Source organism: Streptomyces sp. NPDC092045 (assembly GCF_044756005.1).
Classification (GTDB): domain Bacteria; phylum Actinomycetota; class Actinomycetes; order Streptomycetales; family Streptomycetaceae; genus Streptomyces.
The window spans coordinates 448,892-474,397 of record NZ_JBIVSC010000001.1 but is presented as its reverse complement, the minus strand read 5'-3'; the positions used below and the strand labels follow the sequence as shown (position 1 = coordinate 474,397).

Genomic DNA, 25,506 nt, shown 5'->3' with positions numbered 1-25,506 from the left:
GATCGATAGGCTGCGGCCATGACCGATCAGTCGCTCGGGCCCGCCCTCGTCGAGGAGGCCACCAAGAAGTCCGGCCTGGTGTGGGTGCGCGGCACCGGGCCCGCCCGCGCGCTCTGGCACGTCTGGCACGACGGCGCCGCGCTCGTCGTCGGCGACGGCCCCGGCGAGCAGCCGCTGCCGGGCCTCGTGGACGGCGGGACGGCCGAGGTGACCGTCCGCAGCAAGGACAAGGGCGGCCGGATCGTCGCCTGGACGGCCGCCGTGCGCGAACTCGCCGCCGGTACGGAGGAGTGGGAGGCGGCCGTCGCCGAGCTGAAGGGCAAGCGGCTCAACGCGCCCGACGGCGAGGCGATGCCGGGCCGCTGGGCGCGCGAGTGCCGGGTGGTGCGGCTCGACCCGCGCGAGGTCGCCGCCGGGCTGCCGGACGGCTCCCTGGCGGCCGTGCCGCTGCCCACGCCTGCCACGACCCGCCGTCCCGCGCCGGCCGCGCTCCCGCGCCTGCTCCTGAAGCGCCGCAAGCGCCGCTGAGGGGCCGCCCCTCAGGTGCGGGGCAGCTGCTTCCCGTAGTCCACGACCTCGTCCTTGGTGGGCGCGGCGAGCGGGAAGTCCTTGTTCCAGTCGGAGAGCATCACGACGCCCCCGCCGCCGCCGCGCGCGAACTGCACGGGGTACGGGGAGCCGTCCAGGGACACGTCGAGGACGCCGCCCTCGCCGTCCGCGCCGCCCTTGACCTTGATCGTGCGGACCCCGCCGATCCGCGTGCGGTCGCCCTTGACCTTCTCGCCGTGCAGCCCGATGAGGCCGTCGAGCAGCGGCTTCATGTCGGTGAAGCCGCGGAGCTGCTTGTACGAGGGGTCGTCCTGCGGCACCTTCACGTACTTGCCGTCGAGCTTCTCGGCGGCCTCGACGTCCTCCTTCGTCGGCTCGGCCTCCTCCTTGTCGTGGGACCAGAAGCCGGCGTCGGCCTTCAGGTAGAGCGCGTCCCCGACCCGCATCAGCTCGAAGGTGCTGTTCCTCGTCGTCACCGAGCCGGTGGCGCCGTCCTGCTTGAGGCGCATGTTCAGCTTGACGGAGCCGCCCTTGCTGACCAGGGTGCCGGCCAGGCGCACCGCCTTCGCCCCGTCCGCCACCGTCCGCGCCTCGCGCTCGATCTCGGGGGCGGCGAGCCTCCCGACCCCGTTGGTCCCCTCGTCCGGATCGGCGGCGCAGGCCGTGAGCCCCACCGTCAGTCCGGCGCAGAGCGCCAGGGGCACGACGGCCCCGCGGATACGCGATGCCGGGGTGCGGACGGTCATCTGCGCTGCCTCTCGTGATCGTGCGGGCGTACGGGCGCCGGGCCCCGGCCGGGCGGAGGGGCGGGGTCCGGCATCCGTACCGGTACCGGGGGTTCCGGCTCCGGTACCGGGGTAACAGCAGACCGCAGCGTACCCGGGCCGGTCGGCGGCCCCCGCAGGCAGCCGTACGGAGGCACTGCCGGGGCGGCCCGTACCGGCACGGGCTAGCCTGAACCGGTAGCGCTCCGCGATCACCGGCCGGGCGCCGCGAGGACTCGAATCGTGCGACACCCAGGAGGCGCGTGGCATGGCGGCAGGCGCCCCCCGGATCTTCGTCTCCCACCTGGCGGGGGTCCCCGTCTTCGACCCCGTCGGCGACCAGGTCGGCCGGGTCAGCGACCTGGTGGCCATGCTCCGGGTCGGCCGCCGCCCGCCGCGCCTGCTCGGCATGGTCGTGGAGGTGCTCAGCCGCCGCCGGGTCTTCGTGCCCATGACCCGGATCACCGGCGTCGAGTCCGGGCAGGTCATCACCACCGGCGTGGTCAACATGCGCCGCTTCGAGCAGCGCCCCACCGAGCGGCTCGTCCTCGGCGAGCTCCTCGACCGGCGGGTCCGGCTCGTGGAGGCGGACGGCCGGGAGGGCGAGGAGGTCACCGTCCTCGACATCGCCATCCAGCAGCTGCCCGCCCGCCGCGAGTGGGAGATCGACAAGGTCTTCGTCCGCAAGGGGAAGGGCGGGGCGCTGCGCCGCAAGGGCGAGACGCTGACCGTCGAGTGGTCGGCCGTCACCGGCTTCTCCCTGGAGGAGCACGGCCAGGGCGCCGAGAACCTGCTGGCCACCTTCGAGAAGCTGCGCCCGGCCGACCTGGCCAACGCCCTGCACCACCTCTCCCCCAAGCGGCGCGCCGAGGTGGCCGCTGCCCTCGACGACGACCGGCTCGCGGACGTCCTCGAAGAGCTCCCCGAGGACGACCAGATCGAGATCCTCGGCAAGCTGAAGGAGGAGCGCGCGGCCGACGTCCTGGAGGCGATGGACCCGGACGACGCGGCCGACCTGCTGTCCGAGCTGCCCGAGGAGGACCAGGAGCGGCTGCTGACCCTGATGCAGCCGGACGACGCGGCGGACGTGCGCCGCCTCCTGGCGTACGAGGAGCGCACGGCGGGCGGTCTGATGACGACGGAGCCGATCGTGCTGCGGCCGGACGCGACCGTCGCGGACGCGCTCGCCCGGGTCCGCCAGCAGGACCTGTCCCCGGCGCTCGCCGCGCAGGTGTACGTCTGCCGGCCGCCGGACGAGACGCCGACCGGGAAGTACCTGGGCACGGTGCACTTCCAGCGGCTGCTGCGGGACCCGCCGTTCACGCTGGTCAGCTCGATCGTGGACAGCGACCTGCCGCCGCTGGGCCCGGACACCCCGCTGCCGGCCGTCACCAGCTACCTCGCCGCGTACAACATGGTCGCCGCGCCCGTCGTGGACGAGAGCGGCTCCCTGCTCGGCGCGGTGACCGTCGACGACGTGCTGGACCACCTGCTGCCGGACGACTGGCGCGAGACCGAGTTCCACGAGGAGGAGGGGGCGGGGCATGGCCGCTGAACGCACGCAGGACCGGGAGCGCGAGCGGGAACGGGCGGTGCCCCGGATCCGGCTCGACCTGCCGAGGGAGCGGCGGGCCAGACTGCTGCCCGAGTACGACCCCGAGGCCTTCGGGCGGATGTCGGAGCGGATCGCCCGCTTCCTGGGGACGGGCCGGTTCCTGGTCTGGATGACGCTGACGATCGTCGTCTGGGTGCTGTGGAACATCTTCGCGCCGGGGCCGCTGAAGTTCGACGAGTACCCGTTCATCTTCCTGACGCTCGCCCTGTCCCTCCAGGCCTCGTACGCGGCGCCGCTGATCCTGCTCGCCCAGAACCGGCAGGACGACCGGGACCGGGTCAACCTCGAACAGGACCGGAAGCAGAACGAGCGGTCGATCGCGGACACCGAGTACCTGACGCGGGAGATCGCCGCGCTGCGCATGGGCCTGGGCGAGGTCGCCACCCGCGACTGGATCCGCTCCGAGCTCCAGGACCTCCTCAAGGAGATGGAGGAGCGCCGGGATCTATTCCCGTCCGGCGGCGGCCGGGGAAGTGACGTACCCGACCGTTGACAGCCCTTTCATGGGCCGGTGGTCGGCGCCGTACCATCGTCGGTATGGCTACGGAAGACGCGGTGCTCGCGGCACTGGCGACGGTGAACGACCCTGAGATCAACAAGCCGATCACGGAACTCGGCATGGTCAAGTCGGTGGAGATCGAACCGGACGGCAGGGTCGCCGTCACGGTCTACCTGACCGTCGCCGGCTGCCCCATGCGCGACACCATCACCCAGCGGGTGACCGAGGCCGTGTCCCGGGTCGAGGGCGTCACCGCCGTCGACGTGACGCTCGACGTGATGGGCGACGAGCAGCGCAAGGAGCTGGCGGCGGCGCTGCGCGGCACCGGCGCCGAGCGCGAGGTGCCCTTCGCCAAGCCCGGCTCGCTGACCCGGGTGTACGCGGTGGCGTCCGGCAAGGGCGGCGTCGGCAAGTCCTCCGTGACGGTGAACCTGGCGGCCGCGATGGCCGCCGACGGCCTGAAGGTCGGCGTCGTGGACGCCGACATCTACGGCCACAGCGTGCCCCGGATGCTGGGCGCGGACGGGCGTCCGACCCAGGTCGAGAACATGATCATGCCGCCGTCGGCGAACGGCGTGAAGGTCATCTCGATCGGCATGTTCACCCCGGGCAACGCGCCGGTCGTGTGGCGCGGCCCGATGCTGCACCGCGCGCTCCAGCAGTTCCTCGCGGACGTGTACTGGGGCGACCTGGACGTCCTCCTCCTCGACCTGCCGCCGGGCACCGGCGACATCGCGATCTCGGTCGCGCAGCTCGTGCCGAACGCGGAGATCCTGGTCGTCACGACCCCGCAGCAGGCGGCGGCCGAGGTCGCCGAGCGGGCCGGCTCGATCGCCGTCCAGACCCACCAGAAGATCGTCGGCGTCGTGGAGAACATGGCGGGCCTGCCGTGTCCGCACTGCGACGAGATGGTGGACGTGTTCGGCACCGGCGGCGGCCAGAAGGTCGCGGACGGCCTGACGCAGACCACGGGCGCGACGGTCCCGGTCCTCGGCTCCATCCCGATCGACGTGCGGCTGCGCGAGGGCGGCGACGACGGCAGGCCGGTCGTCCTGTCCGCCCCGGACTCCCCCGCCGGCGCGGCGCTGCGCGCCATCGCGGGCAAGCTGGGCGGCCGCCAGCGCGGCCTGTCGGGCATGAGCCTGGGCATCACGCCGCGGAACAAGTTCTGAGTCCCGGCGCGTTCTGAGCCCCGGCGCACGCCGAAGGGGCGCCCCCCGTGCGGGGGGCGCCCCTTCGGCGTTCTCGTCCTACGCGTACGCGTCGAAGTCCTCGACCTGCGAGAACCCGAGCCCGTACGCGCTCATCCCCCGCCCGTACACCCCCAGGTGCACCCCCGCCGCCGAACCGGCCAGGACCCAGCCGAACTCGGTCTCGCGGTAGTGGAACGGCACTGGAACCCCGTCCACGGGCAGCGAGAGCGTCGTCCAGGCGGGCCCGTCGAGGTCGTCGGCGAGCTCGAAGGCCGTCTCGGTCTGCTGGTCCAGCCAGTTGTCGCGCGTCATGTGGTCGAGCGAGGCCGGCCAGGTGTGCACGAGCAGTCCGGAGCCGGCCAGCCAGGCGGCGGAGGAGACGGTGGTGGCGTCGAGGACGCCCGTCCCGTCGCCGGTCCGCCGTACGGGGCTCGCCGCGACCGTCACGACGACGGCGAAACGCTCCTTCTCCGCACCGCTCGCGTCGGACTTTATCGACGGCGCGTCACCGTGCCCGATCGATCCGTGCTGCACGCTGCCGTCCGCCGCCGTGCCGACCTGCATCAGCCGGCGCGGCCCGGTGAAGGCCTCGTCGAGGCCGTACCAGGCGAAGGGCGCCCGCAGGAAGCCCTCGTCGATCCGCCGGGCCGCGGGCGTGCCCTCCACCCGGCTCGTGGTCTCCATCTCGGCAGCCTCCTCGTTCCGTCAACAGAGCGAGGATAGCCACCGGGGGGCGCCGGATCGGTGACGGGCCGTCGTCAGGTCGCGTCGGAGTCGTACGGGGGGCGCTCGGCGGCGCCCGGTCGGTCCCGCTTCTTGAGGAGGTCCGGGGTGCCCGCCGGGGTGCCGTCGACCGCCGCTCCGCCGGTGGCCGAGCCGTTGACGGCGGGCAGGGTCTCGCGGCCGTGGACCGCGTCGGCGACCTCGTTCATCTCCTTCTTGAGGTCGAAGGTGCTGCGCAGCTCGTTGAGCTCCCGGAGGTCCTCGTTGCCCTCCAGCTGCTTGCGGAGGAACGTCTTGGGGTTGAGGTCCTCGAACTCGAAGTCCTTGAACTCCGGGCCCAGCTCGCTGCGGATGTCGTTCTTCGCGCTGTCGGAGAACTCGCGGATCTTCCGCACGAAGCGGGAGACGTCCTGGATCACCTTCGGGAGCTTGTCCGGCCCGAAGACGAGCACGGCGAGGACCACGAGCGTCACCAGCTCGAGAGCGCCTATGTCGCTGAACACCTTGTAGCTCCTTCACGCCGGTCCGGGGCCCGGTCCACGGTACCCGCCGAAACGGCCGGGCGGGTACCTCGTGGTGTCCGCCGCATGGCGCTCAGGTGCCCTGCGAGGAGCCGAGCTCCAACGTCTTTGTCAGCTCTTTGCCGTCGCGGCTCAGGGTGAGCTCCAGACGGTCGCCGGGACGGTGGGCGCGGATCTTCACGATGAGCTCCTCGCCGTTGTGCACCCGCTGGCCGTCGACCTTGGTGATGACGTCGCCGGGCCGCAGCCCCGCCCTGGCCGCCGGGCCGCCGGGCGTGACGGAGGCGGTGCCGTCCTTGCCCTTCTCGCCGACGCGGGCGCCGTCGCCGCTGTACTGCATGTCGAGGCTCACCCCGATGACCGGGTGGGCGGCCTTGCCGGTCCTGATGAGCTCCTCGGCGACCCGCCTGCCCTGGTTGATCGGTATGGCGAAGCCGAGCCCGATGGAGCCGGGCTGGCTCGCGCCGGCGCCCTCGCCGTCGCCGCCGGAGCCGCCGGCCGCGCGGATCGCGCTGTTGATGCCGATGACCCGGGCCCTGGAGTCGAGGAGGGGTCCGCCGGAGTTGCCGGGGTTGATGGGGGCGTCGGTCTGGAGCGCGTCGACGTAGCTGATGTCGCTGCCGTCGCCCTTCTCGCCGCCGGCGGTGATCGGGCGCTCCTTGGCGCTGATGATGCCGGAGGTGACGGTGTTGGAGAGGTCGAAGGGGGCGCCGATGGCGACGACGGGGTCGCCGACGCGGACGCTGTCGGAGTTGCCGAGCGGCAGGGGCTTGAGGCCCGAGACGCCGGTGACCCGGACGACGGCCAGGTCGTAGCCGGTGTCCTTGCCGACGAGCTTGGCGCGGGCGGTCTCGCCGGTGGAGAAGGTCACCGAGATGTCGGCGGAGGACCGGGCGCCGTCCACGACGTGGTTGTTGGTGAGGATGTGGCCCCTGGTGTCCAGGACGAAGCCGGTGCCGGTGCCGGACGAACCGCTGCCCTTGACGTGCAGGGTGACCACGCCGGGCAGGGCGCTGGCGGCGATCCCGGCCACGCTGTCGGGGGCGCGGCCGGTGTCCTCGGCGGCGGCCTGGGGCAGCTCGACGGTGCCGATCCCGCCGTTCCGCTCGACGTACGCGCCGATCCCGCCGCCGATGACGCCGGTGATCAGTGCGAAGACCAGCGCCCCCGCGACGGCGAGGCCCTTCCGGGACCTCTTCGCGGGCGCGGGCGGCAGCGCGGGACCGCCGACGCCCCAGGGGTCGTACTGGCCCCAGGGCGCGGGCCCCTGCGGATGCGGCGGCACGGGGGGCACGGGGCCGCCCTGCGGGTGGGGCGGCGCGGGGGCCGGGGGCCGCTGCACGGGCGGCGCGGGCGCCCACGGCCCGGGCTCGCCGTAGGGCGGCGTCCGGTACTCGTCGGGCGCGTGCAGGGACTGCGTCTGCGGCGCGGGGACGGGGTCGGGCGCCGGGTCCTGCGCGGGGACGGGGTCGGGCGCCGGGTCCTGCGCGGGGACGGGGTCGGGCGCCCGGTCCTGCGCGGGGACCGGCTCCGGGCCCCCGGGCCCGCCCTTGGTCAGGACGACGGAGGGCGCGGGCCCGGGGGCACCGTCGCCGGCGGGCCCGGAGTCCCGGGGGCCGGTTCCGACGGGCTCGGTGGGCCCGGGACCGGCCTCGACGGACGCGGTGGAACCGGAACCGTCGGAGGCGGGCTCGGCGGGCCCGGAGTCCCGGGGACCGGTTCCGGCGGGTCCGGAACCGGCGCCTGCGGGCTCCGGGCCCGGGAAGTCGGTCCCGGCGGGCTCGGCGGCCCGTGCGGGGGCCTGCGGTCCGGCGGCCGGCGTCCGGTCCTGCGGCTCGGCGGCCGGCGTCCGGTCCTGCGGCTCGGCGGCCGGGGCCCCGTCCTGGCGGGCGGCGGCGTCGGCCGGGGCCGTGGACGGGCGCGGCGCGGGCAGGGGGAAGTCGCCGTCACCGTCACCGGACGGAGGCGGCGCGGGTATCCGCGCCGCCTCCGGTGTGCTCGAAGGACGGCTCCACCAGTTCGGCTTCCCGTTGTTCATGCTCTCCCCGCAACCGCTGACCCGTCCGCGCCCCCGTTACGGACGCCACTGTCCCTGGATTCAACCAGGTCGCGGGTCAACGGGGGGAGCCGAGCGACGTGGTCGTCGGGCTCGGTCCCGGACCGGGGCCGGGGGCGAAGGCCGGGGGGAGGGCCGGACCCGCCGCCCGGACGAACGGCGAAAGGGGGAGTAGGGACCGGGAGGGCGGGTACGAGAGGCCCACGGCCACCCGGGGCGAGACGAAGGAGTGCCCCGCCACCAGCGGGACCACGGCCACGACCGGCCCCCGGGGGACCGCCGCCGGCGTGACCGCGGAGAGCGGCTCGGCGGCGACGGTCTGCGCCCCCGTGCGTTCCCCGGAGCGCGTGCCGCGCCCCGGTGACGTACCGGTTCCGGGGCCGCCGCCGGCCGCGGTGGTGCGGAGCGGGGTGACGGCGCTGCCGGTGCCCTGGGCACCGCGCCCGCCCGCGTTCACCGAGGCGTCCAGCGGCAGGGTGCCGCCGAGGGCGATGGCCGCGAACGAGACGGCGCTGGCCGCCGCGAAGGCGAAGCGCCGGCCGCGTCCGCCGGAGCCCGGCGGGCGCTCATCGACCTCGTGTATGCGGAAGCCGGCCGTGGGCCGCCCCGGGTGCGGGGTGACGACCGCGGCCGTGGCGAAGCCGTCCGACTTCACCCCGCGGGCGCCCAGGAGTTCTTCGAGGGGGCTCTTCGGCCCTCCCCGGCTCCCGAGGCCTCCGGGCCCTCCCGGGCCCCCGGGATCTCCCGACGGGTCGCCGGGCCCTCCGGGAAGGCCCTGGAGCCGTGCGAGGAAGCCCTCGGAGGGCGGCGGGGGCGCGGCGGAGGCGAAGACGCTCTTGAGGGTCCGCTGCGCGTCGGCCTCGGCCTTGCAGCGGGCGCAGGTCGCCAGGTGGGCGAGGACCCGCTCGCGGGCGTCGTGGCCCAGTTCGCCGTCGACGAGCGCGGCGAGCCGGTCCCCGAGGTGGTGCTCCGCGGGGGTCGGTGAGGTGGGGGGTGTGCCGCTCACGCTGTGCCCGCCTCCCATCCGACGGAGGCGAGCGCACGCTCCGCCCGCGCCTCGGGCGAACGGTGCTTGAGCGCCTTGCGGAGGTGGGAGCGCCCGCGGTGGATCCGGCTGCGGACGGTGCCGAGCTTCACGCCGAGGGTCGCGGCGATCTCCTCGTACGACAGCCCCTCGATGTCGCAGAGGACGACGGCCGCGCGGAACTCGGGCGCGAGGGTGTCGAGGGCCTGCTGCACGTCGGCGTCGAAGTGCGTGTCGTTGAAGGCCTGCTGCGGCGAGGGCTCGCGGCTGGGCAGCCGCTCGGCGGCGTCGTCGGCGAGCGCGTCGAAGCGGATGCGCTGCTTGCGGCGGACCATGTCGAGGAAGAGGTTGGTGGTGATGCGGTGGAGCCAGCCCTCGAAGGTGCCCGGGGTGTACGTCGACAGCGAGCGGAAGACGCGGACGAAGACCTCCTGCGTGAGGTCCTCGGCGTCGTGCTGGTTGCCCGTGAGGCGGTAGGCGAGGCGGTAGACCCGGCCACTGTGCGTGCTGACGATCTCCTCCCACGTGGGAGGCGTCCACGCCTGCGATTCCGCATCCGAGGCGAAGGTCGCGGTGGTGGGTGCGGAGTCGGCGGTGCGGGAACGGTCAGCGGTGTCGGTCACGGATTTCGGCTCACCCGCCGACCTGAGAAGACGCCGAAGCACTCCTCCCCGATCCACAGGCGCAGCCGCACCTCCCCTGTCGGCTCTGGTGGTGTCCAGTGGAGCCCCTACCATAGCCACCTCGCCCGTTAGTTCCGGATAAGAATCTTTACGCGAATTTGGAACCGGCTCGCCCGGCTGCCTCCGTCGCGTCCCTCCCCTGGTGAACGCCCGGTCCCATCTGCGGGTTCCCGTCGGCAGCGGATACAGTCACCGTTGCGTCAACTACGGGGACAGGAGAGGGCCATTACCGCCAACCGGCAGACGAGCTGGGCGTTCGCCGACGCCTTTGTCGCCGAGGACGAAGCACTGCGCTGGGCCCGTGAGCGGGCCCAGGAGGCGGGCTTTCCCTCGGTGTCGCCGGGCACCGGCGGGGCGCTGCGCCTGCTCGCCGCGACGGCGGACGCCAAGGCGGTGGCGGAGATCGGCACCGGTACGGGCGTGTCGGGCATCTACCTGCTGCTCGGGATGCGGCCGGACGGGGTCCTGACGACGGTGGACCTCCAGCCGGAGCGGCAGCAGCTCGCCAAGACGGCCTTCCGGGCGGCGGGCTTCGCGGGCAACCGGGCTCGGTTCATCCCCGGCCGCGCCCTGGACGTGCTGCCCCGGCTCGCGGACGGCGGGTACGACCTCGTGTTCTGCGACGGCGACCGCCTCGAGTACCTGGACTACCTCGCTGAATCGTTGCGCCTGCTGCGGCCCGGGGGCCTGGTCTGCTTCGAGGGCGTCTTCGCGGACGGCCGGACGATCGACTCGTCGGCGCAGCCGGCGGAGGTCCAGCGGGTCCGCGAGCTGCTGCGGGCGGTGCGGGAGAGCCAGGACCTGGTGCCCTCGCTGCTGCCGGTGGGCGACGGCCTGCTGTGCGCGGTGCGCCGCGGCTGACCGGCGCCCTCGGAGCCGTCCGCGTCCGCCGGCCGGTGTTCCCCGAGCCGTACGCCCGTGCCGACCGGCGTGTCCCCGGAGCCGTACGCCCTCCGGGGACACCGCTGCCCCGGTACGGCGGGCCGTACCGGGGCAGCGGTGGAAAACGGGGAGAGAGGGTCAGCCCACGACCTTCTTGAGGGCGTCGCCCAGCGCCTCGGCCTCGTCGGGGGTCAGCTCGACGACGAGCCGACCGCCGCCTTCGAGCGGAACGCGCATGACGATGCCCCGCCCCTCCTTGGTCACCTCGAGCGGGCCGTCACCCGTCCGCGGCTTCATGGCCGCCATGCTTGTTCCCCTTCCTGAAACCAGCCCATCGACAACCGGGCAGCTCCTTGGTGTGGAGCACGCGTGACCGGCTTCGAACACATTGCTTCCAGGTCATTATCCCGCATGGCAGGACCCGATGACCAACATCGAATGGCATCGCTTGCGCAACGCGCTCTCTCATAACCCCACATTTCGGCGCTCGGCCTGCGATACTTCGCCGCCCGGCGTCCGCCCGGCCGCCCCGGTTCTTTGACGCAGCTCACATGTGCGGCGGTGTCGATCTCCGCCATGCTGTGCTGGTCAACCACGCGACGAGGCGGAGGAAACCCATGGCGGACACGGTGCTGTACGAGGTGAGCGACGGGCTCGCGACCATCACGCTCAACCGGCCCGAGGCCATGAACGCGCTGAACGTGGCGACCAAGGTCGCCCTCCGGGACGCGGCGGAGACGGCCGCGTCGGACCCCGCCGTACGGGCGGTGCTGCTCACGGCGGCCGGGGACCGGGCGTTCTGCGTCGGGCAGGACCTGAAGGAGCACGTCGGGCTGCTCCTGGCGGACCAGGAGTCCGGCACGCGCGAGACCATGAACACGGTCCGCGACCACTACAACCCGATCGTCCGGGCCCTCGCCGGCATGCGGAAGCCGGTGGTCGCGGGCGTGAACGGCGTCGCGGCGGGGGCCGGCTTCGGCTTCGCGCTCGCGGCGGACTACCGGGTGGTCGCGGAGACGGCCTCCTTCAACACCTCCTTCGCGGGCGTGGCGCTCACCGCCGACTCGGGCGTGTCCTGGACGCTGCCGCGCCTGATCGGCGCGAGCCGCGCCTCCGACCTGCTGCTCTTCCCGCGCTCGATCGGCGCCCGGGAGGCGTACGAGCTGGGCATCGCGAACCGCCTGGTCCCGGCCGACGACCTCGCCGCCGAGGCCGCGAGGACGGCCCGCGCCCTCGCGGACGGCCCGACGGCGGCGTACGCGGCCCTGAAGGAGTCCCTGGCGTACGGCGCCGGCCACTCGCTCTCCGAGGCCCTGGACAAGGAGGAGGAGCTCCAGACCCTGGCGGGCGCGTCGGAGGACCACACCATCGCGGTCCGCGCCTTCGTCGCCAAGGAGAAGCCGCGGTACCTGGGGCGCTAGGGCGTGTCCTCCGGGGCGGCGGCGAGGCGGCCGCCCCGGGCCGCGCAGTCCGCGAGGTGGTCGTCGACCAGGCCGCAGGCCTGCATGAGGGCGTAGGCCGTGGTGGGGCCGACGAAGCGGACGCCGCGCTTCTTGAGGGCCTTGGAGAGGGCCGTGGACTCGTCGGTGACCGCCGGGACGTCGGCGAGCGTGCGCGGGGCCGGGCGGTTCTCCGGGTCGGGGGCGTGGGACCAGATCAGGGCGTCGAGCTCGCCCGGCTCCCAGCCGGCGAGGAGCTTCGCGTTGGCGAGGGTGGCGTCGATCTTGGCCCGGTTGCGGATGATGCCCGCGTCCAGGAGGAGCCGCTCGCGGTCCGCCTCCCCGAAGGCGGCGACGGCGGCGATGCCGAAGTCCGCGAAGGCGCGCCGGAACCCCTCGCGGCGGCGCAGGATCGTGATCCAGGACAGGCCCGACTGGAAGGCCTCCAGGGAGAGCCGCTCGAAGAGGGCGTCGTCGCCGCGGACCGGGCGGCCCCACTCCTCGTCGTGGTACGCCACGTAGTCCTCGGTCGACAGGCCCCACGGGCAGCGTGCGAGGCCGTCCGGTCCGGTGAGCGCGCCGGCGGCCGTCACGGGCGCTCGTCCTCCGCGCCGCCGGAACCGGAGCCGGGGCCGAAGCCGGGGCCGCCGTCCGGGCCCGCCAGCGCCTCCTCCAGTTCCGCGATCCGGGCGTCCCGCTCGGCGAGTTCGGCGCCGAGGCGGACCAGGACGTCGTCCACGTCCGCCATCCGGTAGCCCCGGGCGGCGACGGGGAGGCGGAGCGCCTCGACGTCGGCGCGGTCGACCGGCCGGGCGAGCGGCAGGGGGTCGACGAGCTGCTCGGGCGCCACCTCGGGCAGCACCTCGCTGTCGCCGCCGCCGACCACGGCCAGGGTCACCGCGGCCACGACCACGACCATCGTGATGAGCAGAAACCAGAACACTGCGCGCCTCTCCCCGGAGTGGAAACCGTCCGGTGCCGATCGTGCCATGCGTCACCGGCGGTTAGGGTCGCAGGCGAACGGACGCGAGGGAGGACAAAAGGGATGCTGCGCTTGGGACGGCGTGAATTCGGGCCGCACGAACCGGTGGTCATGGCCATCGTGAACCGGACCCCGGACTCCTTCTACGACCGGGGCGCGACCTTCCTGGACGAGCCGGCGCTCGCCCGGGTCGAGCGGGCCGTGGCCGAGGGGGCGGCGATCGTCGACATCGGCGGGGTGAAGGCGGGCCCCGGCGAGGAGGTGACGGCCGAGGAGGAGGCGCGGCGCACGGTCGGCTTCGTCGCCGAGGTCCGCAGGCGCCACCCGGACGTGGTGATCAGCGTGGACACCTGGCGGGCGGACGTCGGCGAGGCGGTCTGCGAGGCCGGCGCGGACGTCCTGAACGACGCGTGGGGCGGGGTCGACCCCCGGCTCGCGGAGGTGGCGGCGAAGTACGGGGCGGGGCTCGTCTGCACGCACGCGGGCGGCGCGGAGCCGCGGACCCGGCCGCACCGGGTGGAGTACGAGGACGTGATGGCCGACGTCCTGCGGGTGACCGTGGGCCTCGCGGAGCGGGCGGCGGCGCTGGGGGTGCGCCGGGACGGGATCATGATCGACCCGGGGCACGACTTCGGGAAGAACACCCGGCACAGCCTGGAGGCGACCCGGCGGCTCGGCGAGATGACGGAGACGGGCTGGCCGGTGCTGGTGTCCCTGTCGAACAAGGACTTCGTGGGCGAGACCCTCGACCGTCCGGTGCAGGAGCGGCTGCTCGGCACCCTGGCGACGACGGCGGTGTCCGCGTGGCTGGGGGCGCGGGTGTACCGGGTGCACGAGGTCGCGGAGACGAAGCAGGTCCTGGACATGGTGGCGTCCATCGCGGGCCACCGGCCGCCGGCCGTGGCGCGGCGCGGACTGGCGTAGGACGGCGGGAAGGGGGCGCCGCGGTGCGGCGCCCCCGGAGGCGGACCGGGCCTACTTGCCGGTCTCCTTGCTCACCAGCGCCACCGCCTCCTCCACGTCGTCCGTGACGTGGAAGAGCAGCAGGTCCTGCTCCGCGGCCTTGCCGCCCGCGACGACCGAGTCGCGCAGCCAGTCGACGAGGCCCTTCCAGTACTCCGTCCCGAAGAGGACGATCGGGAAGCGGGTGACCTTGCGGGTCTGCACCAGGGTGAGCGCCTCGAAGAGCTCGTCCAGGGTGCCGAGGCCGCCGGGCAGGACGACGAAGCCCTGCGCGTACTTCACGAACATCGTCTTGCGGACGAAGAAGTACCGGAAGTTCACGCCGATGTCGACGTGCGGGTTGAGCCCCTGCTCGAAGGGGAGCTCGATGCCGAGGCCGACCGAGACGCCGTCGGCCTCCCTGGCCCCCTTGTTGGCCGCCTCCATGGCGCCGGGGCCGCCGCCCGTGATGACCGCGAAGCCGGCCTCGACGAGCGCCCGGCCGATCCGTACGCCCGCCTCGTACTCGGGCGAGTCCGGCTTCGTGCGGGCCGAGCCGAAGACGCTGATCGCGCTCGGCAGTTCGGCGAGGGCCCCGAAGCCCTCGACGAACTCGGACTGGATCCGCATGACCCGCCAGGGGTCGGTGTGCACCCACTCCGAGTCGCCCTCGGTGTCGAGCAGCCGCTGGTCCGTCGTGCCCGGCTGGACCTGGTCCCTGCGCCTGAGCACCGGTCCCAGCCGCTGCTCCTCGGGCTTCGCCACTCCCTCGGGAATGCCCATGGCCTGCTCCCTCCGCCGATCGGCGGTCCTCCGTGGACCGCCAACTGATCTTCTGGTCCGGTCAGGGTAGGACGACACAGGTGACGAAACGCGAAATTACGGAAGTCAGGCAGTCAGCCAGTCGCGGAGGCGTGCCTCGCAGTGGTGGATCCGCTCGACGACGACGTGCTCGTCGCGCTTGTGCGCGTACATCGGATCGCCCGGTCCGTAGTTGACGGCGGGGACGCCCAGGGCGCTGAAGCGGGAGACGTCGGTCCAGCCGAACTTGGGGTGCGCGCTGCCGCCGACGGCCTTCATGAAGGCCTCCGCGGCGGGGTGGGAGAGGCCGGGCAGGGCACCGGGGCTCTCGTCGTCGACGACGAGGTCGGCGATGTCGCAGTCGGCGAAGACCTCGCGGACGTGGGCCAGGGCCTCGGCCGGGGAGCGGTCGGGGGCGTACCGGTAGTTGACGGTGACGGTGCAGGCGTCGGGGATGACGTTGGTGGCGACGCCGCCCTCGATCGCGACGGCGTTGAGGCCCTCGTGGTACTCCAGGCCGTCGATGACCGGCTTGCGCGGCTCGTACGCGGCGAGGCGGGCGAGGATCGGGGCGGCGGCGTGGACGGCGTTGGAGCCCATCCAGGAGCGGGCGGAGTGGGCGCGCTCGCCGGCGGTGTGCAGGACGACGCGCAGGGTGCCCTGGCAGCCGCCCTCGACCTGGCCGTCGGAGGGTTCGAGGAGGACGGCGAAGTCGCCCTCCAGCCACTCGGGGTGCGCGGCGGCGATCTTCCCGAGGCCGTTGAGGTCGGCGGCGACCTCCTCGTTGTCGTAGAAGACGAAGGTGAGGTCGCGGTTGGGCTCGGGGACGGTGGCGGCGATCCGGAGCTGGACGGCGACGCCGGACTTCATGTCGGAGGTGCCGCAGCCCCACAGGACGCCGTCCGCGTCGAGCCGGGAGGGCACGTTGTCGGCGATCGGCACGGTGTCGACGTGGCCGGCGAGGACGACCCGCTCGCCGCGGCCGAGCGTCGTGCGGGCGACGACGTTGTTGCCGTACCGGTCGACGGTGAGGTGCGGCAGGGCGCGCAGGGCCCGCTCGATCGCGTCCGCGAGGGGCCGCTCGGTCCCGCTGACGGAGGGGCGGTCGACGAGGGCGGCGGTGAGGGCGGCCCCGTCCAGGGACAGGTCGAGGGGGGCGTCGGGCGGGGTGATGTCAGCCATATGCCGACCCTAACCCGGCCTCCAGTACGGTGGGCCCGTGTCCGAGCCCATCCGCCCCGCCCGCCGTGGCCGCCTCGCCCGTTCCGCGGCCGCCCTCGCCGCGCTCCTCGGCGTCGCCTCGTACGTCGGCCTCCACCAGATGACGGGCAGCAAGGGCACTCCGCGGTGCAGCGTGGGCAGCGGCGACCACCGCTACGAGTTCACTCCGGAGCAGGCGTCCAACGCGGCGACGGTCTCGGCCGTGGGCACCACCCGGGGGCTGCCGGAGCGGGCGGTGACGATCGCGCTCGCGACGGCGCTCCAAGAGTCGGCGCTGCGGAACATCTCCCACGGCGACCGGGACTCGCTCGGCCTCTTCCAGCAGCGCCCCTCGATGGGCTGGGGCACGCCGGAGCAGATCATGGACCCGGTGTACTCGGCGGGGAAGTTCTACGCGGGCCTGGAGAAGGTGCCGGGGTACTCGCGGCTGCCGCTGACGGTGGCGGCGCAGAAGGTGCAGAAGAGCGGCTTCCCGCAGGCGTACGCGAAGCACGAGCCGGACGCCGCGCTGCTCGCCGCCGCCCTGACGGGCCGGACGCCGGCCGGGCTCTCCTGCACGGCGAATCCGGAGGAGGGCCGGCCGGGCGATCCGCGGAAGGTGCGCGCGGAGCTGATACGGGCCTTCGGCCAGAAGGCGGCCCCGACGGCGGTGACCGGCGGCCCGAGCGCGGGCCGGTCGGCGGCGGAGCCGCCGGTCCTCGTGGTGCCGGTGCGGCCGGTGGCGGGCGCGGGGGCCGGCGCGGACGAGCGGCGCGGCTGGGAGCTGGCGCAGTGGGCGGTGGCCCGGGCGGAGACGCTGCGCATCACGGAGGTCTCCTACCGGGACCGCGTCTGGCGCGCGGGCGAGGCCCTGGGCGGCTGGTCGAAGTCCTCGGACGGCCCGGCGGAGGGCGGCGGTTCCGTCCGCATACGGCTGGCGCGGTAGCCGGAACTCCCCCGCACGCCCGTTCCCTCCCTCACCCGCCCGTGGCACGGCACCGGTCCGGGACGCGGTGCGATCGAAGCGTCTTCGGAGCGGCTTTTCGGGGTGGCACGACCGGCCCCCAATCCCCTTGCGCGGCAAGGGAAGTGACGGTTCGGCAGGCACCCACGCAATGACGCGTTCGTCCGTTTTCCTCCCCGCCCGACAATACGACGCATTGCCAATTCTTTACCTTCGACCGCCGCAACCTCCCCCTCCCCGGAGCCGGTTGTCACTGCGTCCGAACGCACACGTCGCACCTCGCCGAAGGAGCACCATGTCCCTCCCCCTGACCCGCCGGATCGCCCGCGCCGCCCTCATCCTCGCGGCCGGAGCAGCCCCCGTGGTCGGTGCGGCCGGTTCCGCGAGCGCCCTCGACCACGGCCTCGCGCCGACCGGCGCCCTGGGCGGCCTGTCCGCCCTGGACGTCTCCGACACGGGCGACACCGTCGACGGCGCCTCGCGGTCCACCGCCGGCGTCGTCGGCCAGGCCGGCGAGGCCGCCGCCCCGGTCGCCCAGAAGGTCGCCGGCGACGCCGCCGGCACCACCGCGGGCCAGGTCGTCGGCAAGGCCGCCGGCGCGGCCGCCGAGAGCGCCGAGGGCCCGACCGGCGGCGCCCTGGGCGGCGGCCTCGGCGGCCTGCCGACCGGCCAGACGCTGGGCGGCCTGCCCCTGGGCGGCTGATCCCGGCCCGACGCGCACGGAAGGGCCCGGGGAGCGCGATGCTCCCCGGGCCCTTCCGTGCGCGTCGGGCCTTCGTGCGGGGCCGGGTCTTCGTGCGTCCCGGGCCTTCCCCGCAGGTCGGGCCTTCCCCGCAGGTCGGGCCTTCCCCGCAGGTCGGGCCTTCCCCGCGGGTCGGGTCGTCCCCGCGTCCCGGACCTTCCCCGCGGGGCGGGTCCCCGCGTGCGTCCGGGGGTCAGCCCAGGCGCTTGACGGCCGCCTCGACCCGCTCGTCCGTCGCCGTGAACGCCACCCGCACGAACCGGTCCCCGGCCTCGCCGTAGAAGTCTCCGGGCGCCACCAGGACGCCCTTCTCCGCCAGGTACGCCACGGTCTCCCAGCACGGCTCGTCCCGGGTCGCCCACAGGTACAGGCTCGCCTCGCTGTGCTCGATCCGGAAGCCGTGCGCCTCCAGGGCCGCCCGCAGCGCCGCCCGCCGGGCCGCGTACCGCCCGCGCTGCTCGGCCACGTGCGCGTCGTCGCCGAGCGCCGCGACCGTCGCCGCCTGCACCGGGGCCGCGGTCATCATGCCGCCGTGCTTGCGGATCCGGAGCAGCTCGCCGAGCACGGCCGGGTCGCCCGCGACGAACGCGGCCCGGTAGCCGGCCAGGTTGGAGCGCTTGGAGAGCGAGTGGACGGCGACGATCCCCTCGTACGAACCGCCGTTGACGTCCGGGTGCAGCACGGAGACCGGATCGGCCTCCCAGCCCAGCTCCAGGTAGCACTCGTCCGAGAAGACCAGGACGCCGTGCTCGCGCGCCCAGGCCACGATCCGGGTGAGCTCCTCCTTCGGGAGGACCTTCCCGGTCGGGTTGGACGGGGAGTTGAGCCAGAGCAGCCGGACCGCGGCCGGGTCGAGGTCGGCGACCGGGTCGTCGTACACCACGGGCGTCGCGCCGCAGAGCCGCGCGCCGACCTCGTACGTCGGGTACGCGAGCCGCGGGTGGGCGACCGCGTCCCCCGGGCCGAGGCCGAGCTGCGTCGGCAGCCAGGCCACCAGCTCCTTGGAGCCGACCACCGGGAGCACGTTCTCGTGGGCGAAGCCGACCGCGCCGAGGCGCCGCTCGCACCAGCCGGTGAGCGCGTCGCGCAGCGCCGGCGTCCCCCACACCGTCGGATAGCCCGGCGAGTCGGCGGCCGCCACCAGGGCCTCCCGGATCAGCGCGGGAACCGGGTCGACGGGCGTGCCGACGGACAGGTCCACGATCCCGTCCGGGTGCGCCAGGGCCGTCTTCTTGTACGGCTCCAGCCTGTCCCACGGGAAGACGGGGAGGCGCGAGGAGACTGCGCTCACGGGTGGCTCACTTCCTCGTACGGACCCGTGCGGACCCGTACGGTCTGGCGGTCTGGCGGTCTGGCGGTCTCGGGAAACGCGTCGGCCCCGCACGGCGCTCGACGCCGTGCGGGACCGGATGCGGTCGATCAGCCGTTCTGCGGCGGCAGGGCGGCGATGAAGGGGTGGTCGCGCTCGATCTCGCCGAGCTTGGAGGCACCACCGGGCGAACCGAGCTCGTCGAAGAACTCGACGTTCGCCTTGTAGTAGTCCTTCCACTCCTCCGGGGTGTCGTCCTCGTAGAAGATCGCCTCGACCGGGCAGACCGGCTCACAGGCCCCGCAGTCGACGCATTCGTCCGGGTGGATGTACAAGGACCGCTTGCCCTCGTAGATGCAGTCGACGGGGCACTCCTCGATGCACGCCTTGTCCTTGACGTCGACACAAGGCTGCGCGATGACGTAGGTCACGCTGTCGTTCCTCCTCGATAGGGCTGGTCTGCGCGGGAGCGCGGCGTCGTCGATGCCCGCACCTAGTATCTCCGTTCTCGGGGGCGATCCGAACAGGAGGGGTGGAGAAGCAGTGGAATTCACCGGCGGTGGACGCCTTGAGATCCGTGTCACCAGCGCTGACGTGGGAAAACGTGTCTCCGTTCGGTGCGTGACCGACTCGGGCGAGGCGGGCGGGATGTTCACCGACACGGTCGGGGTTCTCACATCATGGGACGACGGCGTGCTGCTGATCACACGAAGGAGCGGCGAGGCCGTCCGGATCGCGGAATCCTCCCTGGTCGCGGGGAAGGTCGTGCCCGCCGCCCCGGCCCGTCGGCGGGGCCCGTCGGCCACCTTCGCGGAGCTGGCGCGGGCCACCGCGCGCGCGTGGGAACCGGTCGAGAGCGAGGCGCTCGGGGAGTGGACGCTGCGGGCCGCGTTCCAGGAGGTGCCGCCCGGGGGGCGTCCCGGAGGGACGGTGGCCGGGCGCCGGGTGGGATTCACCCGGCGGGCCAACTCCGTGCTCCCCCTGGGCGATCCGGGCCTCCCGGCCGCCGAGGCGCTGGCGTACGTGCGGGAGTGGTACGCGGACCGGGGGCTGCCCGCGTACGTCCAGGCCGCGACCGGCGCCGAGGGCACCCAGGAGCTGCTCTGCGCCGAGCTGGAGCGGCTCGGCTGGCGGCGCGAGGTGTCCGCCGAGGTGCGGACCGGGGCGCTCGCCCCGATCGGGGACCTGGACGCCGACGTCTCCGCCGTCCGCCTCTCCCGCTCCGCCGACGAGGCGTGGCTGCGCCGCTACCAGCGCTCCGGGGAGCCGGGTCCGGCGGTGCGGACGGTCCTCGCCTCCGGCCCGAGCGTGTGGTTCGCCTCCGTGGCGGGCACGAACGGGATACCGGCGGCCATCGGCCGCTGCGTCGTCGACGGGCGCTGGGCGGGCTTCATGGCCGTCGAGGTCGACCCGGAGCTGCGGCGCCGGGGCCTGGCCACGTCCGTGATGACCGCGCTCGCCCGCCGGGCCCTGGACGAGGGCGCGTCGGCGGCCTGGCTCCAGGTGGAGGCGGACAACGACGGCGCGCGGGCGCTGTACGACGGGATGGGCTTCGCGCCCCACCACCACTACCACCACTACCGATGGGCGGAGGCGTGACGGAGGAGGACCCCCACGGCGATCCGGCCGGCGGGCCGGAGGGCGGGCCGCCCGATCCGCCCGACTGGCGGCGGGAGTTCGCGGAGGAGGCACGGGCCGAGCGGCCCGACCTCGCGCGGCTCTGCCTGCTCATCGGGGCGGTGGCCGACCCCTCCGTCACCCGGCACGACCTCGACGGGGCCGAGATCGAGCTCGACCGGCTCGCCGGGCTCGTCCCGTACGCGACCCGCGTCACCGGCGACTGGCCCGGCGCGCTCGCCGCGCTCCTCGGGCACCGCGAGGGGTTCGAGGGCGTGCCCGCCGACTACCAGCGCCTGGAGTCCTCGCTGCTCCACGAGGTGCTCCGGCGCCGCCGGGGGCTGCCGATCCTGCTCTCGGTCGTCTGGATGGAGGTCGCCCGCCGGGCCGGGGCGCCCGTGTACGGGCTCGGGCTGCCCGGCCACTTCGTCGTCGGCTTCGGCGACCCGGCCGACCTGTGCCTCGCGGACCCGTTCGCGGGCGGGCGCGCCATGACGGGCGCGGACGCCGAGCTCCTGGTGACGAGCGCGACCGGCGAGGCGCTCGACCGCTCGATGCTCCGGCCGGCCGAGCCCGGCGCGATCGTGCTGCGCGTCCTCAACAACATCCGCGCCTGGGCGGCCCCCCGCCCCGAGCGCTCCGGCGTCGCCCTGTGGGCGGTGGAGCTGGCCCTGCTGCTCCCCTCGCACCCGGCGAGGCTGCGCTACGAGCGCGCCGAGCTGCTCGTGCGGCGCGGGGACTTCCTGACGGGCGCGGTGGAGATGGAGGCGTACGCGCGGGTGATGGACGCGGTGGACCCGGAGGCGGCGACCACGATCCGACGCCGGGCCCTGGCGGCCCGGGCCCGGCTGAACTAGGGCGTGTGCGCCCCCGACCCGCCGGACACGCCCCGGAGCCTGTGCGGGGCCGGGGCCGGCGGGAGACAGGGCTTGCCCGAGCCGGGTCCCGTCCGTGGGCCGGGGATCTGCCCGTGAGCCGGAGACCTGCCCGTGAACCGGGACTCCCGCGGACCGGAGACCTGCCCGCGGACCGAGGATCTGCCCGTGGGCCGGAGACCTGCCCGTGGGCCGGGCATCTGCCTGTGGACCGGAGACCCGCCAGTGGGCCGGGATCGTCCGCCGGACGGCGTCCTCACGCACGTACGAGCGCCGTACGCCGCCGGGGCGTCCGGGTCCGGGACGGGGGCCCGGGAAGGGCCCGGGGAAGCCCCCGTCCGTCCGGGAAACGGCGGTGGCGGCGGTGCCGCGCCCGAGAGCGCCGCGCCGCCGCCACCGTCCTCGCGTGCGGACGTGCCGGCCGTCAGCCCTCGCCGGAGAGGTCGATCGTCTTCGTGCGCTCCGCGGGCGTCTTGCCCATCAGCGCGTCGCGCATCGCGAACGCCACGTCGTCGACGGAGATCTCGTGCTTGGTGCCGTCGCCCTTGGTGATCATGACGCCCTTGAAGGCGCCGTCCAGGAGCCGCTCGATCGCCTTCTTGTCGTAGACCTCGACCAGGCGGCCGTTCACGGGCTTCATGGAGAGGATCTGCGGCAGCGACCGCGCCGGGCCGAACTGGATCTCCTTGCCGCCCGCCCTGATCGTGATCCGGTCGGACATCGCGGGCTCCGCGAACTCCTTCATCGCCCGGTCCAGCTCGGCCTTGGTGACCGTCGGCTGGCGGGACGTGACGGGCAGCTCGACCACCTTGCCCTGTCCCGTCTCGACCTGGGCGCGGTAGGCGTCGCGGACCGAGTAGATCGAGCGCCGGACGTCCAGGCCCTTGCCGGGCTTGCCCTCGACGGGGGTCACCTTGTTCGGCGCGAAGAGGATCGTGCCCTCGGTCGCGGAGCCGGAGGCGCCCGCGAGGTCGGTCAGGGCGACGGCGAGCTTCTCCTCGTCGACCGGGAAGACCGGCTTGGCGACCCGCTCGCCGCCGAAGAGGGAGCTGATGACCGACACCGGGTTGTAGTCGCTGCCGGCGGCGGCGCGGACGGTCTCCTGGCTGTCGAGGGACAGGCCCGCCTTGTCCGGGGGCAGCGTGACCTTCTTGCCGCCGACGGAGAGCTGGAGCGGGGCGTGGGCACGCTTGCCGAGCGTCGCCTCCATCTTGTTGACGGCCTCCTCCTTCGTGCCGCCGCCGATGTCCACGCCGAGCACCGTGGTGCCCTTGGGGACGTCGGAGTGGTTGAGGAGCAGTCCGGCGCCGTAGGCGACGCCGAGGAGGCCGAGGACTCCGGCGCCGAGGAGGACCAGCTTGGAGCGGCCCTTCTTCGCGGGGGCCTGGCCGGCCGCCGGGGCCGGGCGCGCGGCCGGGACGGGGGCCGGGACCGGCCGCTCCTCGGCGCGCGGGACGGGGTTCGGGCGGGCCGTCGCCGGCGGGACCACGGGGATGCCGCTGGTGAGCGTGTCGCCGGAGACGTGGCGGCCGCCCTCGGCCGCCGGACCGCCCTGGCGGGGCCCCGGGCCGGAGGCCGGTGCGGACTGCTGGGGCGTCAGGACCGCGGTGTCGTCGGACATGCGCGGGGCACCGGGGAACGGGGAGCCCGCGCCCGGACCGCCCGCGGGCGGCCGGCCCTGGCCGGCCGTCGGTCGCTGACCGCCCGGGCCCTGGCCGTTCTGCCCCCGGAAGGGACCGCGGCCGCCGGGGCCGGCGAACGAGGCGGTGCCGGTGACCGGGCCGGTGGTCGGGCCGGCCGGAGCCGCCGGACCGCCGTGGACGGGCGTGCCGCCCGCCGGAGTGCCGTCGTACGGGGGCGTGCCGCCCCCCGGAGTGCTGTCGTACATCGGGGTCCCTCCCTCGGGTGTCCCCTCGTACATCGGCGTGCCGCCCGCCGGGGTGCCGGTCTCGTACAGCGGGTTGCCCGGGACGGGGCCCGCCGGGGCGACCGGGCGGCTCGACGGGGTGCCGCCGACCGTCGGGACGCCCGAGGTCGCGGAGCCGGCGAAGCCCGTGCCCGGGGCGTCCGGGCCGGGTGCCGTGCGCTTCGGGCCCGGAGCGGGCGCGGGGGACGGCGCCGGAGCCGGGGCCGGGGCGGGTGCCGGGGTCTTGCGGGGCGCGAACCAGTTGCTCGTCTCCTCGGCCTTCGGCGGCTCCGGGGCCGCCACCGGCTCGGGCTCGGGCTCCGCGGCGGGCGCGGGCTCCGGCTCGGCCTCCGCGGCGGACGGCTCGTTGACCGTCTTGCGGACCACGACCGGCGGGATCGGACGCGAACCCGGGATGTTGATCCGGATCCGGGTCGTCAGCGTCGTCTCGGTCCTGGGCTCCTCCGGCGGCGCGGACGCGGCCGCGGTCTCCTCGGACGCGTCCTGCGAGGGGTGGAGCGACGGATACTGGCGGGATCCGTACGGCGGGGTACCCGAGGGGTATGCGGCTCCACCGCGCCCCTGGGCGCCGGAGGACGAACTGTCAGTCTCTCGACCAGTTTCACGACTCAAAGCAGGATCTCCCGGTTGGCTCCACCGCCCGCTCTTGCTGATGCTCGTATGGACCCGGGCGGTTCGGCGGCGCGCACCACCATACTGGCCGCCGCCGTCGCACACCCGACCCCCGGGCCCCCGACGAAGAGCAATCCGGGCGAAGTCGGGACGTCTCCGACCTCAAGTCCTCCTGTTCACCGGGCCGGTCGCGGCAGCCGGGACAGCGTGGCGCACATCACAGCGAGACCCATGCCCCCGAAGAGGAACAGCAGCTCGCCGACGCCCCCGCCGAACACCCCGTCGCCCTCGGGGCGTCCGAAGCTGAGCAGGACGACGGAGAGGAGCCAGCCGACGCCCGGCGCGACCACGCCGACCTGGGTGCCGGTGGCCCGCAGCCCGCCGTGGAAGAGGCCGGCGGCGGCGAGGAGCGCGAGGAGCAGGCCGGCGGGGAGCCAGGCGGCCTGGACGAGGGTCCCGGCGGTCCCGACGAGGGCGCCGAGGACGAACAGGAGGACGTACCAGGCGTACCGGGCGCCGCGGGGGACGGGACGGCCGTCGGACCCGGGTCCCGACCGCGCCGGGCCGGACGGCGGCGGGCCGCCCGGGGAGGCCGCGCGCCCGCGCGGCGGCGGGTTCGGGGAGGGCTTCGGGGAGGAGGGCGAGGGGCTCACGCGGTCACCCCCGCGAAGAGGTCCGTCTCGCGCTCGCCCCCGGGGGCGCCGTGGACGCCCCGGACCAGCTCGTAGTACTCGGTGGTGAGGATCGGCTGCCCGAGGTCGTTGGAGAGGGCGAAGAAGGGGCCGTCGACGGCGACTTGGGTGGCGTGCGCGGCCATCGCGGCGGTCTTGCGGGCCGCCTGCTCCGGGGTCGCGGCGATCTCGGCGGTGATCCGGTCCTCGTCGACGACGCCGGGGACGTCGTCGATCTCCGCGACCGCGGGGAAGGCGGAGCCCTCGGCGCGCAGCCGGGCGAAGCCGGCCTCGGCGGCGGGGCGCGGCACGCGGTTCCAGTAGACCTTGGCGATCGCGTGGGCCGGGCCGAGGTCGGGACGGAAGGCGGGGTCGGCGGCCAGCTCGGCGGCGCGGGTGGCGACCCGGTGGGCCTGGATGTGGTCGGGGTGGCCGTAGCCGCCGTCGGGGTCGTAGGTGACCAGGACCTGCGGGCGGGTCTCGCGGATCACCTCGACGAGGTGCGGGGCGGCGTCGTCGACGGGCGTGCTCCAGAAGGCGCCGTCCCGCCCGTTCTGCTCGGCGCCCATCATCCCCGAGTCGCGGAAGCGTCCCGGGCCGCCGAGGAAGCGGTGGTCGGTGACGCCCAGCTCGGCCATCGCGGCGGCGAGTTCGCCGACGCGGTGCGGGCCGAGCCGGTCCTCCCGGTCCGGCGCCAGGTGGGCGAGGCCGGGCGGGATGACCTCGCCCTCCTCGCCCAGCGTGCAGGTGACGAGGGTGACGAGGGCGCCCTCGGCCGCGTACCTGGCCATGGTGACGCCGTTGTTGATCGACTCGTCGTCCGGGTGCGCGTGCACCAGCAGCAGACGGCGGGCGGGGAGATCGGACATGCCCCCACCCTACGAGACCCCGCACGGCCGGACCGGGAGGAGACCCC

Annotated in this window: 27 protein-coding genes; 11 read left to right on the top strand and 16 right to left on the bottom strand. The window is 74.6% G+C overall.

Features of this window, described 5'->3' with window-relative positions:
• Nucleotides 1-18: 18 nt before the first annotated feature.
• Nucleotides 19-528, top strand: coding sequence for a hypothetical protein (locus ACIQKA_RS02210; protein WP_383443841.1), 510 nt, complete (start codon nt 19-21; stop codon nt 526-528).
• Nucleotides 529-539: 11 nt separating this feature from the next.
• Here the strand turns inward: ACIQKA_RS02210 and ACIQKA_RS02205 are convergent, their stop codons facing one another.
• Complete coding sequence (locus ACIQKA_RS02205) at nt 540-1,295, bottom strand: hypothetical protein (protein WP_383437770.1); 756 nt, start codon at nt 1,293-1,295, stop codon at nt 540-542.
• Between the two features lie 286 nt (nt 1,296-1,581).
• On the opposite strand from ACIQKA_RS02205, the gene ACIQKA_RS02200 reads away from it, so the two are divergent.
• Genes ACIQKA_RS02200 through ACIQKA_RS02190 form a run of 3 tightly spaced genes read left to right on the top strand, consistent with a single transcriptional unit; the run spans nt 1,582 to nt 4,599 of the window.
• Nucleotides 1,582-2,868: a magnesium transporter MgtE N-terminal domain-containing protein gene (locus ACIQKA_RS02200; RefSeq protein WP_383158579.1), complete on the top strand. Its 1,287-nt coding sequence runs from the start codon at nt 1,582-1,584 to the stop codon at nt 2,866-2,868.
• Nucleotides 2,858-3,421, top strand: coding sequence for a DUF1003 domain-containing protein (locus ACIQKA_RS02195; RefSeq protein ID WP_383158582.1), 564 nt, complete (start codon nt 2,858-2,860; stop codon nt 3,419-3,421). Before ACIQKA_RS02200 ends, ACIQKA_RS02195 begins: the two co-directional genes overlap by 11 nt.
• Nucleotides 3,422-3,465: 44 nt before the next feature.
• Entirely contained in the window at nt 3,466-4,599 is a 1,134-nt protein-coding gene (locus tag ACIQKA_RS02190; RefSeq protein WP_383158584.1) for an Mrp/NBP35 family ATP-binding protein, read from the top strand.
• Nucleotides 4,600-4,677: 78 nt separating this feature from the next.
• Here ACIQKA_RS02190 and ACIQKA_RS02185 read toward each other — a convergent pair whose 3' ends face one another.
• The 5 genes from ACIQKA_RS02185 to sigE form a co-directional block, all read right to left on the bottom strand.
• Nucleotides 4,678-5,304 (bottom strand): hypothetical protein, encoded by a 627-nt coding sequence (locus ACIQKA_RS02185; protein WP_383159744.1) that lies wholly within the window; start codon nt 5,302-5,304, stop codon nt 4,678-4,680.
• A 74-nt stretch (nt 5,305-5,378) separates the two neighbouring features.
• Nucleotides 5,379-5,846, bottom strand: a complete 468-nt coding sequence (locus ACIQKA_RS02180) for a sec-independent translocase (RefSeq protein WP_383159747.1) — start codon at nt 5,844-5,846, stop codon at nt 5,379-5,381.
• A 91-nt stretch (nt 5,847-5,937) separates the two neighbouring features.
• Nucleotides 5,938-7,902, bottom strand: coding sequence for a trypsin-like peptidase domain-containing protein (locus ACIQKA_RS02175; protein WP_402539683.1), 1,965 nt, complete (start codon nt 7,900-7,902; stop codon nt 5,938-5,940).
• Nucleotides 7,903-7,978: 76 nt separating this feature from the next.
• Nucleotides 7,979-8,926 carry a zf-HC2 domain-containing protein gene (locus ACIQKA_RS02170; protein WP_391093295.1) on the bottom strand — a complete coding sequence of 316 codons (948 nt, stop codon included), beginning with the start codon at nt 8,924-8,926 and terminating at the stop codon, nt 7,979-7,981.
• Nucleotides 8,923-9,681 carry an RNA polymerase sigma factor SigE gene (gene sigE / locus ACIQKA_RS02165; protein WP_383159752.1) on the bottom strand — a complete coding sequence of 253 codons (759 nt, stop codon included), beginning with the start codon at nt 9,679-9,681 and terminating at the stop codon, nt 8,923-8,925. The genes ACIQKA_RS02170 and sigE overlap by 4 nt, the downstream gene beginning before the upstream one ends.
• A 141-nt stretch (nt 9,682-9,822) precedes the next feature.
• Between sigE and ACIQKA_RS02160 the strand changes: the two genes are divergently transcribed.
• Nucleotides 9,823-10,488 (top strand): O-methyltransferase, encoded by a 666-nt coding sequence (locus ACIQKA_RS02160; protein ID WP_383159754.1) that lies wholly within the window; start codon nt 9,823-9,825, stop codon nt 10,486-10,488.
• A 159-nt stretch (nt 10,489-10,647) separates the two neighbouring features.
• Here ACIQKA_RS02160 and ACIQKA_RS02155 read toward each other — a convergent pair whose 3' ends face one another.
• Complete coding sequence (locus ACIQKA_RS02155; RefSeq protein ID WP_009997451.1) at nt 10,648-10,815, bottom strand: DUF3117 domain-containing protein; 168 nt, start codon at nt 10,813-10,815, stop codon at nt 10,648-10,650.
• A 311-nt stretch (nt 10,816-11,126) separates the two neighbouring features.
• Here ACIQKA_RS02155 and ACIQKA_RS02150 point away from each other — a divergent pair, with 311 nt between their 5' ends.
• On the top strand, nt 11,127-11,930 hold the full coding sequence (locus tag ACIQKA_RS02150) for an enoyl-CoA hydratase-related protein (RefSeq protein ID WP_391093297.1): 804 nt from the start codon (nt 11,127-11,129) through the stop codon (nt 11,928-11,930).
• On the opposite strand, the gene ACIQKA_RS02145 is transcribed toward ACIQKA_RS02150, so the two are convergent.
• On the bottom strand, nt 11,927-12,541 hold the full coding sequence (locus ACIQKA_RS02145) for a DNA-3-methyladenine glycosylase I (protein WP_383159760.1): 615 nt from the start codon (nt 12,539-12,541) through the stop codon (nt 11,927-11,929). The genes ACIQKA_RS02150 and ACIQKA_RS02145 overlap by 4 nt on opposite strands.
• Nucleotides 12,538-12,891: a hypothetical protein gene (locus tag ACIQKA_RS02140; protein ID WP_383159762.1), complete on the bottom strand. Its 354-nt coding sequence runs from the start codon at nt 12,889-12,891 to the stop codon at nt 12,538-12,540. The genes ACIQKA_RS02145 and ACIQKA_RS02140 overlap by 4 nt, the downstream gene beginning before the upstream one ends.
• A 102-nt stretch (nt 12,892-12,993) precedes the next feature.
• On the opposite strand from ACIQKA_RS02140, the gene folP reads away from it, so the two are divergent.
• Nucleotides 12,994-13,854, top strand: a complete 861-nt coding sequence (gene folP, locus ACIQKA_RS02135) for a dihydropteroate synthase (protein ID WP_383159764.1) — start codon at nt 12,994-12,996, stop codon at nt 13,852-13,854.
• Nucleotides 13,855-13,905: 51 nt separating this feature from the next.
• Here the strand turns inward: folP and ACIQKA_RS02130 are convergent, their stop codons facing one another.
• Nucleotides 13,906-14,655 carry a TIGR00730 family Rossman fold protein gene (locus ACIQKA_RS02130; RefSeq protein ID WP_366371628.1) on the bottom strand — a complete coding sequence of 250 codons (750 nt, stop codon included), beginning with the start codon at nt 14,653-14,655 and terminating at the stop codon, nt 13,906-13,908.
• Nucleotides 14,656-14,760: 105 nt separating this feature from the next.
• Nucleotides 14,761-15,855 carry a succinyl-diaminopimelate desuccinylase gene (gene dapE / locus ACIQKA_RS02125; RefSeq protein ID WP_383159767.1) on the bottom strand — a complete coding sequence of 365 codons (1,095 nt, stop codon included), beginning with the start codon at nt 15,853-15,855 and terminating at the stop codon, nt 14,761-14,763.
• Nucleotides 15,856-15,892: 37 nt separating this feature from the next.
• Between dapE and ACIQKA_RS02120 the strand changes: the two genes are divergently transcribed.
• Nucleotides 15,893-16,819, top strand: coding sequence for a hypothetical protein (locus ACIQKA_RS02120; protein WP_390107512.1), 927 nt, complete (start codon nt 15,893-15,895; stop codon nt 16,817-16,819).
• A 313-nt stretch (nt 16,820-17,132) separates the two neighbouring features.
• Entirely contained in the window at nt 17,133-17,540 is a 408-nt protein-coding gene (locus tag ACIQKA_RS02115; RefSeq protein ID WP_383159771.1) for an ATP-binding protein, read from the top strand.
• Between the two features lie 232 nt (nt 17,541-17,772).
• On the opposite strand, the gene dapC is transcribed toward ACIQKA_RS02115, so the two are convergent.
• Entirely contained in the window at nt 17,773-18,870 is a 1,098-nt protein-coding gene (gene dapC, locus ACIQKA_RS02110; RefSeq protein ID WP_402539679.1) for a succinyldiaminopimelate transaminase, read from the bottom strand.
• Between the two features lie 128 nt (nt 18,871-18,998).
• Nucleotides 18,999-19,319, bottom strand: coding sequence for a ferredoxin (gene fdxA / locus ACIQKA_RS02105; RefSeq protein WP_015035968.1), 321 nt, complete (start codon nt 19,317-19,319; stop codon nt 18,999-19,001).
• A 112-nt stretch (nt 19,320-19,431) separates the two neighbouring features.
• Between fdxA and ACIQKA_RS02100 the strand changes: the two genes are divergently transcribed.
• Together ACIQKA_RS02100 and ACIQKA_RS02095 are read left to right on the top strand one after the other, a co-directional pair.
• Nucleotides 19,432-20,487, top strand: coding sequence for a GNAT family N-acetyltransferase (locus ACIQKA_RS02100; protein WP_391093303.1), 1,056 nt, complete (start codon nt 19,432-19,434; stop codon nt 20,485-20,487).
• Complete coding sequence (locus ACIQKA_RS02095) at nt 20,472-21,362, top strand: tetratricopeptide repeat protein (RefSeq protein ID WP_402539677.1); 891 nt, start codon at nt 20,472-20,474, stop codon at nt 21,360-21,362. The genes ACIQKA_RS02100 and ACIQKA_RS02095 overlap by 16 nt, the downstream gene beginning before the upstream one ends.
• Before the next feature lie 442 nt (nt 21,363-21,804).
• On the opposite strand, the gene ACIQKA_RS02090 is transcribed toward ACIQKA_RS02095, so the two are convergent.
• The 3 genes from ACIQKA_RS02090 to mshB form a co-directional block, all read right to left on the bottom strand.
• Nucleotides 21,805-23,673 carry a hypothetical protein gene (locus tag ACIQKA_RS02090; protein ID WP_402539676.1) on the bottom strand — a complete coding sequence of 623 codons (1,869 nt, stop codon included), beginning with the start codon at nt 23,671-23,673 and terminating at the stop codon, nt 21,805-21,807.
• A gap of 422 nt (nt 23,674-24,095) precedes the next feature.
• Nucleotides 24,096-24,572, bottom strand: a complete 477-nt coding sequence (locus tag ACIQKA_RS02085) for a DUF6113 family protein (protein WP_383159897.1) — start codon at nt 24,570-24,572, stop codon at nt 24,096-24,098.
• Nucleotides 24,569-25,459: an N-acetyl-1-D-myo-inositol-2-amino-2-deoxy-alpha-D-glucopyranoside deacetylase gene (gene mshB, locus ACIQKA_RS02080; protein WP_383159900.1), complete on the bottom strand. Its 891-nt coding sequence runs from the start codon at nt 25,457-25,459 to the stop codon at nt 24,569-24,571. Before mshB ends, ACIQKA_RS02085 begins: the two co-directional genes overlap by 4 nt.
• Nucleotides 25,460-25,506 lie beyond the last annotated feature (47 nt).